Here is an 11,326-nt window from a genome sequence, read left to right on the forward strand (position 1 = left end):
GTGCGGTGCGTGGTGGTTCCCCGCGCCCCTGAAGGGACCTCCGGTCCTTCAGCCGCGGTTCCCCTCTCGGCTCTCTCCGTTTCCTCAGTCCCACGATCCCTGGGCCGGAGGCAGTGCGGCCACCTCTGTGAGGTCCTCCCGGGTCAGGTTCAGGGCCGCGGCCCCGGCGTTCTCCGTGGCCCAGCGTGCGTGCTTCGTACCGGGTACGGGCACGACATGGGGGCCCAGGGTCAGGAGCCAGGCGAGAGCCACCTGGGCGGGGGTGACCTGGTCCCCGTGGCGGGCCGCCACCCGGCGGAGGCCGGCCACTATCGGCTGGTTCGCGGCCATCATCTCGGCGGTGAAGCGGGGGTGACGGGCGCGGACGTCGTCGGGTTCGAAGCCCTGGCCGGGGGTGAGCGTGCCGCTGAGGAAACCGTTGCCCAGGGGCATGGCGGCGAGGAAACCGATACCGCGGGCCGCGCACCAGGGGAGGAGGTCGGCCAGGGCCTCCCTCGACCAGACCGACAGCTCGGCCTGGACCGCGCTCACGGGGAACACCTGTTGGACACGCCGCAGCCGGCGGATCGTCGCGTCGTACAGGCCCGCCCCCGGCCGGCGGCCCGCCCGCGCGCCCACCGCGCACAGCCCCAACGACCGGACCTTCCCGGCCTGTACGAGCTCCGCCATCGCACCCCACGTCTCCTCGACGGGGACCTCGGGGTCCTCGCGGTGCAGTTGGTAGAGGTCGATGACGTCCGTCTGGAGCCGCCGCAGCGAGGCGTCGCACGCGCGCTTCACATAGCCGGGGCGGCCGTTGGCGACGATGTGCTGCTCGCCCACCAGCAGGCCCACCTTCGTGGAGACGAACGCCTCCGCGCGGCGCTCCTTCAATACCCGCCCCACCAGCAGCTCGTTGGTGAACGGGCCGTACATGTCGGCCGTGTCCAGCAGCGTCGTACCGAGGTCGAGCGCCCGGTGCACCGTCCGCATCGACTCGTCGCCCCGCCGCCGCGACCCGGTGTAGGCCCAGTTCATCGGCATGCATCCGAGTCCGACGGCCCCCACCTCGAGCGTCGCCGCGCCGATCGTCCTGCGCTCCACCTGGTCGTGACCCTCCCTCTCCTGGCCCCCCCAACCTAACCTCTGCCGCCGCGGGCGCCTGACATAGCCTCCGGAGCATGACTGCTGACCTCACCACCGCCGGCACCCCCGACGTGACCGGCGACGTGTGGCTCCCCATCCCGCCTGACGAGATCGAGGGTCTCCCGCACGGGCCCCGCTATCTGTTCTGGGACGGTGGTGGGGACGGCACCCAGGAATACCCGGGCGACCCGGCGCACTGCGTCCTGTACGTGGTGCCGTACATGAAGCGGCTGTCGGTGCGCCTCGGACCGCTGGAGCCCATGCGGAACGTGAAGGTCATCCAGACACTGACGGCGGGCGTCGACGACGTCCTGTCACGGCTGTCGGTGGTCCCGCCCGGCGTTCAGCTCTGCAACGCGCGCGGTGTGCACGAGGCCAGCACGGCGGAGCTCGCGCTGACCCTCACCCTCGCCTCGCTGCGCGGCGTGCCCGACTTCGTGCGGGCCCAGCAGCAGGGACGCTGGGAGGGAGGGTTCCGTCCCGCGCTCGCGGACAGGAACGTCCTGATCGTGGGCTACGGCGCGATCGGCGCCGCCATCGAGGACCGGCTCACACCGTTCGAGGTGGCGCGGGTGGCGCGCGTCGCGCGCTCCGAGCGCACCTCGGAGCGCGGACCGGTGCACCCGCTCACCGATCTGCCCGCCCTCCTTCCCGACGCGGATGTCGTGATCCTCTCCACGCCGCTCACCGAGCAGACGAAAGGCCTGGTCAACGCCGATTTCCTGGCCCGTATGAAAGATGGCGCCCTCCTGGTGAACGTGGCCCGCGGAGCCGTCGTCGACACCAAGGCACTTCTCCCGGAACTGGAGAACGGACGCATCACCGCGGCCCTCGATGTCACCGACCCCGAGCCGCTGCCGCCCGGCCACCCGCTGTGGCAGGCGCCCGGCGTCCTCATCAGTCCGCACGTCGGCGGCCCCAGCTCGGCCTTTCTGCCCCGGGCGAAAAGGCTGTTGGCGGACCAGTTGGCCCGCTTCGTGAACCACGAGCCGCTGCGCAACGTGGTCCTTACGACAGGCGCGACGGCAGACGCGTAATCCATTTCGGGCACCCTCCGCAACCCTTCGGAAGCGGACCGTGCTCGCATTGGCGCAGGTGGTCACGGAGCGTAGAGGAACTATGTCCCTGAGTGACGATACTGGTGTATCGTCCCGACAGGGGCTGCGCCGTGCACCGTTCGGCGCCGGGGACGGACTTGAGACAGCGAGGGGGGCGACGGACGATGCACGGCCCATGGACGAACGATCCGACGCGACGGACCCGCCGACGGAGGCCCTGGCACGCTGTGACGCCGAGGCACCGGCGGTGGAGCCACGACGACCACGGCGGTCACGGTCGGCACCGGAAGAACAGCCGCAGAAGCCACACCCGTCCCACGCCCCGCGACCGGCGGGACACGGGCACGGTGATCAACGGGGAGCTCCAGTGACTCCCCGCCCGTCCACCGTCTCCACGCTGAGCCCCACACCCCGCTCGACCAAGTCGCTGTCCGGCCCGCTCCTGCCCGGTGAGCCGGCATCCGACCGACGTGGAGCGGGCCTGCGGACCCAGCTCGTGCTCGCCCTGCTGTGCGCGGCCTACGCCGTCGGTGCCGCGCTCGGCTGGGGCGATGAGCAAGTCGCCTTCTTCATGGGTGACTTCGGGCTCGCCGCCGCCGCGGCGACAGCCGCCGTCTCCTGCTTCCGCTATGCGCGCAGCCGCCGCGGCGGCTTTCGGGCGGCCTGGCTGCTGTTCGCCCTCTCGTCCGCCATGGCGGCGCTGGGCAACTGTGTCTGGGGGTGGTACGAGGTCGTCCTGGAGCGGCCCGTCCCCAACCCGAGCTACGCCGACCTGTTCTTCCTCTGCTTCGCGCCGCCCGCCATCGTCGGCCTGCTGGTGCTGGCGAAGCGGCCCGTGACGAAGGCCGGCTGGGTCTGTCTCGTGCTGGACGCCTGGCTCATCGGCGGCTCCCTGGTCACGCTCTCGTGGAGCCTCGCGCTCGCCCAGACCGCCCAGCTCGGCGACGCGACCACCGCGCACACCGCGCTCTCGCTGGCCTATCCGCTGCTCGACATCGCGCTCGTCAGCATGGTGCTCGCACTGCACTTCCGCCGCTCCTCGATGCACCGTTCCGCGGTGAACACCGCGATCGGCGCCCTCGCGCTCACCGTGGTGTGCGACGCCCTGTTCACCTCGCCCCTGCTGCACAACAGCTACCGCTCGGGTCAGCTCCTCGACGCCGGCTGGTTCGCGGGCTCCCTGCTCCTCGCCTACGCCCCCTGGGCCGGGCAGCGGCACGGCCGTGCCGAGGACGGGACGCACACGCGCGTGATACACGAGCACATCCCGGGTCAGCGGCACGACGCCCCGCAGCGGCACGACGGTCACCAGGCCGGCCAGGTCCATGCGCTCCTCCAGGACGAAGGCCACAGTCGGTATCCGGCCACCCGCCCCATCGCGGGATCCCTGGCCGCCCTCACCCCGTACCTGGCCGCCGCGGTCTGCACCCTGGGCATCCTCTACAACGTCCTCAACGGTCGCAGCGTCGACCGCGTGGTGCTCATCACCGCCTGCACCGTCGTCCTCGCCCTAGTGGTCCGCCAGGGCATCATGCTGCTCGACAACATCACGCTCACCCAGGAACTGGCCCAGAAGGAGAACCACTTCCGCTCCCTGGTCCAGGGCTCCAGTGACGTGATCATGATTGCCGCGCCCACCGGCATCCTCCGCTACGTCAGCCCCGCCGCCGTGGGCGTCTACGGGCGCCCCGCGGAGGAACTCGTCGGCAAGGAGCTGGCCTCGATCATCCATCCCGAGGACCTCGGCTGTGTGGTGCACGAGGTGCGCCGCTTCCTCGCCGCGAGCCCGGCGGAGGAGCCCACCACCCGTATCGAATGCCGCTTCAAGTCCGGCGACGGCGGCTGGCTGAACGTGGAGTCCACGATCAACCGCCACCACGGGGGTCTCATCTTCAACAGCCGGGACGTGACCGAAAGGGTGCGCCTCCAGGCCCAGCTCCAGCACAACGCCGAGCACGACCCCCTGACCGACCTGCCCAACCGAGCACTGTTCACCAAGCGCGTCCAACAGGCGCTTTCCGGCCGCCGCTCGACCGACCGGGGCGTCGCCCTGCGCAACACGGCCGTCCTCTTCATCGACCTCGACGGCTTCAAGGCCGTGAACGACACGATCGGGCACCAGGCCGGGGACGAACTCCTCGTGCAGGCCGCCCGCCGACTCCAGGAAGCGGTACGCCACGGAGACACCGCCTCCCGGCTGGGCGGCGACGAGTTCGCGGCCCTCATCGTCGGGGACGGCACCCGTGACCGGGCCGCCCGGGAACAGCACATCTTCGAGCTGGCCGACCGATTGAGGATCACACTCTCCCAGCCCTACACCATCGACGGCAACGACGTACGGGTGGCCGCCTCCATCGGCGTCGCCTTCGCCGAGCCCGGCCTCGGCGCGGGCGAGCTGCTGCGCAACGCCGACCTCGCCATGTACCGCGCGAAGGCGTCCGGCAAGGGCCGCGTCGAGCTGTACCAGCCGCAGATGCAGCAGGACGTCGTCCGCAAGGCCGAGCTGGCCACCCGGCTGCGGGCCGCACTCCACGAGGGCGAGTTCATGCTGCTGAACCAGCCCGTGGTCGAGCTGGAGACCGGCCGGATCACATCGGTGGCGACCGCGGCCCGCTGGCGCTCGTCCCAGGGGGTGCTGTTCACCCCCGCCGAATTCCTGCGGGTCTCCGAGGACAGCGACAAGACCGCCGAACTGGGCCTCTGGATGCTGGAGCAGGCCGTCGAGCAGGCCGCCGACCGTCTCAACCATGGCCTGAACGTGCCGGTGTCCGTGCGGATGAGCGCCCGGCGGCTACTGGACCGCTCACTGCCCCCCGGCTCCGTCGAGACGCTGCTCACCCGCCACGGACTGCCCTCCGGCTCCCTGGTGATCGAGCTGTCCGACACGGAGCTGAAGGGCTCCCTGGACGATCTGGAGCGCCGGCTGAAGCAGCTGCGGCGCCTCGGCGTCCGGATCGCCCTGGACGGCTTCGGCAGCGGCCACGGCGCCATCACGGCGCTGCTCCGCCTCCCCGTCGACGTACTGAAGCTGGACCGCAGTCTCGTCGAGGGGGTCGTGGAGTCCCCCTGGCTCAACAAGATCACCAGCGGGCTGCTGCGTATCGCCGGCGACCTGGGCCTGGAGTGCGTGGCCGACGGGGTCGACCTGCCTGAGCAGGTCGTCGCCCTGCGCACGATGGGCTGTTCGCACGGCCAGGGTGCCGCTTTCTCCGGACCGCTGGACGAATACCGGCTGCGCCGGGCACTGTCCATGGGCCACTACCCCGTGCCCTCCGGGCCGGCCGAGCCCGCGTTCGCGGGCGGTGGGCCAGGGGTGTACACAAGTGGTGTCCCCGCTGTTTACGGAGGCAGCAGTGCCCTTCGCTCACATAATGAGACTCCTGTCCCACCCACTTGACACACGGTGCGCGCCGGGGGGAGGGTCAGTGCCATGCGCACCCGAATTCTCGTACTTGGAAAGCGCGTCGGCTGAAGCTGGGACCGACCGGAGGATGATCCGGAATCCCCAGCGACCGTACCCGGCGCGCTCCCCTCGCTTGCCTCATGGCAAGGAGGGGTTTTTTGTTGCACGGGCACCAGTCAGCGCAAGCCGCACACCGCACGAACCTCGCAAAAAACCCTCAGCATCGAGAAGAGAATGCCGATGACCGAGCAGGCCACCGGGGCCCACCATCCGCAGCCGCGGCCCCGATCCGGAGGACAGTCCGCCCCCGTCGAACACGTCACGGGCGCGCAGTCCCTCATCCGCTCTCTCGAGGAGGTCGGGGCCGAGACGGTATTCGGCATTCCCGGCGGCGCGATCCTCCCGGCGTACGACCCGCTGATGGACTCGACCCGCGTGCGTCACGTGCTGGTGCGCCACGAGCAGGGCGCCGGTCACGCCGCGACCGGTTACGCGCAGGCCACCGGCAAGGTCGGCGTCTGCATGGCGACCTCGGGCCCCGGTGCCACCAACCTGGTGACCCCGATCGCCGACGCCCACATGGACTCGGTGCCGATGGTCGCGATCACCGGCCAGGTCGCGTCGAAGGCGATCGGCACGGACGCCTTCCAGGAGGCGGACATCGTCGGCATCACCATGCCGATCACCAAGCACAACTTCCTGGTCACCAAGGCGGAGGACATCCCGCGCACCATCGCGCAGGCCTTCCACATCGCCTCCACCGGCCGCCCCGGCCCGGTCCTGGTCGACATCGCCAAGGACGCCCTCCAGGCCCGTACGACCTTCAGTTGGCCGCCCACCACCGACCTGCCCGGCTACCGCCCGGTGACCAAGCCGCACGCCAAGCAGATCCGTGAGGCCGCCAAGCTGATCACCGCCGCCAAGCGGCCGGTCCTGTATGTCGGCGGCGGTGTCATCAAGGCCGGGGCGACGGCCGAGCTGAAGGTGCTCGCCGAGCTGACCGGCGCGCCCGTCACCACCACCCTGATGGCGCTCGGCGCGTTCCCCGACAGCCACCCGCAGCACCTGGGCATGCCCGGGATGCACGGCTCCGTGGCCGCCGTCACCGGTCTGCAGAAGGCCGACCTGATCGTCGCCCTCGGTGCCCGCTTCGACGACCGTGTCACCGGCAAGCTGGACAGCTTCGCCCCGTACGCCAAGATCGTCCACGCGGACATCGACCCGGCCGAGATCGGCAAGAACCGCGCCGCGGACGTGCCGATCGTCGGTGACGCCCGCGAGGTCATCGCCGATCTGATCCAGGCCGTCCAGAGGGAGCACAGCGAAGGCAACCAGGGCGACTACAGCGCCTGGTGGAAGGACCTGAGCCGTTGGCGCGAGACCTACCCGCTGGGCTACGACCAGCCCGCCGACGGCTCGCTCTCCCCGCAGCAGGTCATCGAGCGCATCGGCCGGCTCGCCCCCGAGGGCACGATCTTCGCGGCGGGTGTCGGCCAGCACCAGATGTGGGCCGCCCACTTCATCCAGTACGAGAAGCCGGCCACCTGGCTGAACTCCGGCGGCGCCGGAACGATGGGGTACGCGGTCCCGGCCGCCATGGGCGCCAAGGCCGGCGCTCCCGACAAGACCGTCTGGGCGATCGACGGCGACGGCTGCTTCCAGATGACCAACCAGGAGCTCACCACCTGCGCCCTGAACGGCATCCCGATCAAGGTCGCGGTCATCAACAACGGCGCCCTCGGCATGGTCCGCCAGTGGCAGACGCTGTTCTACAACCAGCGCTACTCGAACACCGTGCTGCACTCGGGGCCGGACGACGTCAACCCGAACGCCCGCGGCACCCGCGTCCCCGACTTCGTGAAGCTGTCGGAGGCCATGGGCTGCTACGCCATCCGCTGCGAGTCCCCGGACGACCTCGACAAGGTCATCGAGGAGGCGAACTCCATCAACGACCGCCCGGTCGTCATCGACTTCATCGTCCACGAGGACGCGATGGTGTGGCCGATGGTCGCCGCCGGCACCTCCAACGACGAGATCATGGCCGCCCGGGACGTCCGCCCCGACTTCGGCGACAACGAAGACGACTGAGAGCCGTAGGTAAAGGAAGCAGACCATGTCCAAGCACACGCTCTCCGTCCTGGTGGAGAACACCCCCGGCATCCTGGCCAGGATCGCCGCCCTGTTCTCCCGCCGCGGCTTCAACATCGACTCCCTCGCGGTCGGTGTCACCGAGCACCCCGAGATCTCCCGCATCACCATCGTGGTGAACGTGATCGAGGACCTGCCCCTGGAGCAGGTGACCAAGCAGCTCAACAAGCTCGTCAACGTGCTGAAGATCGTCGAGCTGGAGCCGGCCTCCGCCGTGCAGCGTGAACTCGTTCTGGTGAAGGTGCGCGCCGACAACGAGACCCGCTCCCAGATCGTCGAGATCGTCCAGCTGTTCCGCGCCAAGACCGTCGACGTCTCCCCGGAGGCCGTGACCATCGAGGCCACCGGGTCCGGCGACAAGCTGTCCGCCATGCTGAAGATGCTGGAGCCGTTCGGCATCAAGGAGCTGGTCCAGTCCGGCACGATCGCGATCGGCCGCGGCGCCCGTTCGATCACCGACCGGTCGCTGCGCGCACTGGACCGGTCGGCCTGACGGTTGAACGCCTCGTCAGGCGCCGCACGCCTGGTGGACGATTGAACGACGGCACGGGCGGCCGGTGACACGCCGTCCGCCCGTATGCCGAGACCCCGAGACTTCCTTTCCCTCCGCCGTCATACGGTGGGACGCAACACCTGCACTCAAGGAGAGAACCCAAAGTGGCCGAGCTGTTCTACGACGCTGACGCCGACCTGTCCATCATCCAGGGCCGCAAGGTCGCGGTCATCGGTTACGGCAGCCAGGGCCACGCCCACGCCCTGTCGCTGCGTGACTCGGGTGTCGACGTCCGCGTGGGTCTGCACGAGGGCTCGAAGTCCAAGGCGAAGGCCGAGGAGCAGGGCCTGCGCGTGGTGAGCCCGTCGGAGGCCGCCGCCGAGGCCGACGTCATCATGATCCTCGTCCCGGACCCGATCCAGGCCCAGGTCTACGAGGAGCACATCGCCCCCAACCTGAACGACGGCGACGCCCTGTTCTTCGGGCACGGCCTGAACATCCGCTACGGCTTCATCAAGCCCCCGGCCGGCGTCGACGTCTGCATGGTCGCCCCCAAGGGCCCGGGCCACCTGGTCCGCCGCCAGTACGAGGAGGGCCGCGGCGTTCCCTGCATCGCCGCCGTCGAGCAGGACGCCACCGGCAACGCCTTCGCGCTCGCCCTGTCGTACGCCAAGGGCATCGGCGGCACCCGCGCCGGCGTCATCAAGACGACCTTCACCGAGGAGACCGAGACCGACCTGTTCGGCGAGCAGGCCGTTCTCTGCGGTGGCACCGCGGCGCTGGTCAAGGCGGGCTTCGAGACGCTGACCGAGGCCGGCTACCAGCCGGAGATCGCGTACTTCGAGTGCCTGCACGAGCTGAAGCTGATCGTCGACCTCATGTACGAGGGCGGCCTGGAGAAGATGCGCTGGTCGATCTCCGAGACCGCCGAGTGGGGCGACTACGTCACCGGCCCGCGGATCATCACGGACGCCACCAAGGCCGAGATGAAGAAGGTCCTCGCCGAGATCCAGGACGGCACCTTCGCCCAGGCCTGGATGGACGAGTACCACAGTGGTCTGAAGAAGTACAACGAGTACAAGACCCAGGACTCGGAGCACCTGCTGGAGACCACCGGCAAGGAGCTGCGGAAGCTGATGAGCTGGGTCAACGACGAAGAGGCCTGATCCGATGAGGCCGGCCATGGCGGGTTCACCCGGAGCCGTGGCCGGCCTCTTCTCACGTCCGGGTGACCTTTCCGCAGTGGCGTGGGACGACGCCCTCGGCGCCACTAGACTGCTGCACTACATACGCGTCAGGCCCACAGCGTCGTGCGTCTTCCACGCGGACACCACCCTCCACCGCCTGCGGCCGTCGGGACGGCCGTCCGCAGCATTGGACTTGTGAGGACTCACGTGAGCTCGAAACCAGTCGTACTGATCGCTGAAGAGCTGTCGCCCGCCACCGTCGACGCGCTGGGCCCGGACTTCGAGATCCGGCACACCAACGGGGCGGACCGAGCCGAACTGCTCCCGGCCATCGCCGACGTCGACGCCATCCTCATCCGCTCGGCCACCAAGGTCGACGCCGAGGCGATCGCCGCCGCCAAGAAGCTGAAGGTCGTCGCGCGCGCCGGTGTCGGCCTGGACAACGTGGACGTCTCCGCCGCCACCAAGGCCGGCGTGATGGTCGTCAACGCCCCCACCTCGAACATCGTGACCGCCGCCGAGCTGGCCTGCGGTCTCCTCCTCGCCACCGCCCGCCACATCCCGCAGGCGAACACGGCACTGAAGAACGGCGAGTGGAAGCGCAGCAAGTACACGGGCGTGGAGCTCGCCGAGAAGACCCTCGGTGTCGTCGGCCTCGGCCGCATCGGCGCGCTCGTCGCGCAGCGCATGTCCGCCTTCGGCATGAAGGTCGTCGCCTACGACCCGTACGTGCAGCCCGCGCGCGCCGCGCAGATGGGCGTGAAGGTCCTGTCGCTGGACGAGCTGCTCGAGGTCTCCGACTTCATCACCGTCCACCTGCCGAAGACCCCCGAGACGGTCGGCCTGATCGGCGCCGAGGCGCTGCACAAGGTCAAGCCGTCGGTGCGCATCGTCAACGCCGCGCGCGGTGGGATCGTGGACGAGGCCGCGCTGTACTCGGCGCTCAAGGAGGGCCGCGTCGCCGGCGCCGGCCTCGACGTGTACGCCAAGGAGCCGTGCACCGACTCCCCGCTGTTCGAGCTGGACCAGGTCGTCTGCACCCCGCACCTCGGCGCCTCCACCGACGAGGCCCAGGAGAAGGCCGGTATCGCCGTCGCCCGCTCGGTGCGGCTCGCCCTCGCCGGCGAGCTGGTCCCGGACGCGGTGAACGTCCAGGGCGGTGTCATCGCCGAGGACGTCAAGCCGGGTCTGCCGCTCGCCGAGCGCCTCGGCCGTATCTTCACCGCGCTGGCCGGTGAGGTCGCGGTCCGTCTCGACGTCGAGGTGTACGGCGAGATCACCCAGCACGATGTGAAGGTGCTGGAGCTCTCCGCGCTGAAGGGCGTCTTCGAGGACGTCGTCGACGAGACGGTGTCGTACGTGAACGCGCCGCTGTTCGCGCAGGAGCGGGGCGTCGAGGTACGGCTGACGACCAGCTCGGAGTCGCCGGACCACCGCAATGTCGTCACCGTGCGGGGCACGCTCGGCAGCGGCGAGGAGGTCTCGGTGTCCGGCACGCTGGCCGGGCCGAAGCACCACCAGAAGATCGTGGCCGTCGGCGACTACGACGTGGACCTCGCGCTCGCGGACCACATGGTCGTCCTGCGGTACGTGGACCGGCCCGGTGTCGTCGGCACCGTCGGCCGGATCTTCGGTGAGCACGGCATCAACATCGCCGGTATGCAGGTCGCCCGTTCCGCCGCCGGTGGCGAGGCCCTCGCGGTGCTCACCGTCGACGACACGGTGTCGCAGGGTGTGCTCGCCGAGGTGGCCGAGGAGATCGGCGCGACGTCGGCGCGCTCGGTGAACCTCGCCTGAGTCTCACGCAGTGTGCGGCCGTGGGGGGGGGGGGGGGGGGGGGGGGGGGGGGGGGGGGGGGGGGGGGGGGGGGGGGGGGGGGGGGGGGGGGGGGGGGGGGGGGGGGGGGGGGGGG

The 11,326-nt window shown here is 70.2% G+C and carries 7 protein-coding genes; 6 read left to right on the forward strand and 1 reads right to left on the reverse strand.

The window, feature by feature from the left end; all coding sequences use genetic code 11:
* Nucleotides 1-84: 84 nt before the first annotated feature.
* A complete protein-coding gene (locus ACZ43N_RS33830; protein ID WP_468102873.1) occupies nt 85-1,083 on the reverse strand; it encodes an aldo/keto reductase in 999 nt (332 codons plus the stop codon).
* Between the two features lie 77 nt (nt 1,084-1,160).
* Between ACZ43N_RS33830 and ACZ43N_RS33835 the strand changes: the two genes are divergently transcribed.
* The 6 genes from ACZ43N_RS33835 (at nt 1,161) to serA (ending at nt 11,211) form a co-directional block, all read left to right on the forward strand.
* Nucleotides 1,161-2,162 carry a 2-hydroxyacid dehydrogenase gene (locus ACZ43N_RS33835; RefSeq protein WP_468102874.1) on the forward strand — a complete coding sequence of 334 codons (1,002 nt, stop codon included), beginning with the start codon at nt 1,161-1,163 and terminating at the stop codon, nt 2,160-2,162.
* A gap of 388 nt (nt 2,163-2,550) precedes the next feature.
* A complete protein-coding gene (locus tag ACZ43N_RS33840; protein WP_468102875.1) occupies nt 2,551-5,580 on the forward strand; it encodes a putative bifunctional diguanylate cyclase/phosphodiesterase in 3,030 nt (1,009 codons plus the stop codon).
* Between the two features lie 246 nt (nt 5,581-5,826).
* Nucleotides 5,827-7,674: an acetolactate synthase large subunit gene (locus ACZ43N_RS33845; RefSeq protein ID WP_468102876.1), complete on the forward strand. Its 1,848-nt coding sequence runs from the start codon at nt 5,827-5,829 to the stop codon at nt 7,672-7,674.
* Nucleotides 7,675-7,699: 25 nt separating this feature from the next.
* Nucleotides 7,700-8,227, forward strand: coding sequence for an acetolactate synthase small subunit (ilvN, locus tag ACZ43N_RS33850; RefSeq protein WP_468102877.1), 528 nt, complete (start codon nt 7,700-7,702; stop codon nt 8,225-8,227).
* A gap of 164 nt (nt 8,228-8,391) precedes the next feature.
* Nucleotides 8,392-9,393 carry a ketol-acid reductoisomerase gene (ilvC, locus tag ACZ43N_RS33855; RefSeq protein ID WP_468102878.1) on the forward strand — a complete coding sequence of 334 codons (1,002 nt, stop codon included), beginning with the start codon at nt 8,392-8,394 and terminating at the stop codon, nt 9,391-9,393.
* A 228-nt stretch (nt 9,394-9,621) separates the two neighbouring features.
* Entirely contained in the window at nt 9,622-11,211 is a 1,590-nt protein-coding gene (gene serA / locus ACZ43N_RS33860; RefSeq protein WP_468102879.1) for a phosphoglycerate dehydrogenase, read from the forward strand.
* The last annotated feature ends 115 nt before the right edge of the window (nt 11,212-11,326 follow it).

The organism is Streptomyces sp. NPDC030814, assembly GCF_055572155.1.

Excerpts from the sequence above, each read along its gene's own strand:
- ACZ43N_RS33835 (WP_468102874.1), top strand. The coding sequence starts at position 1,161 with ATGACTGCTGACCTCACCACCGCCGGCACCCCCGACGTGACCGGCGAC.
- ACZ43N_RS33845 (WP_468102876.1), top strand. The coding sequence starts at position 5,827 with ATGACCGAGCAGGCCACCGGGGCCCACCATCCGCAGCCGCGGCCCCGA.
- ilvN (WP_468102877.1), top strand. The coding sequence starts at position 7,700 with ATGTCCAAGCACACGCTCTCCGTCCTGGTGGAGAACACCCCCGGCATC.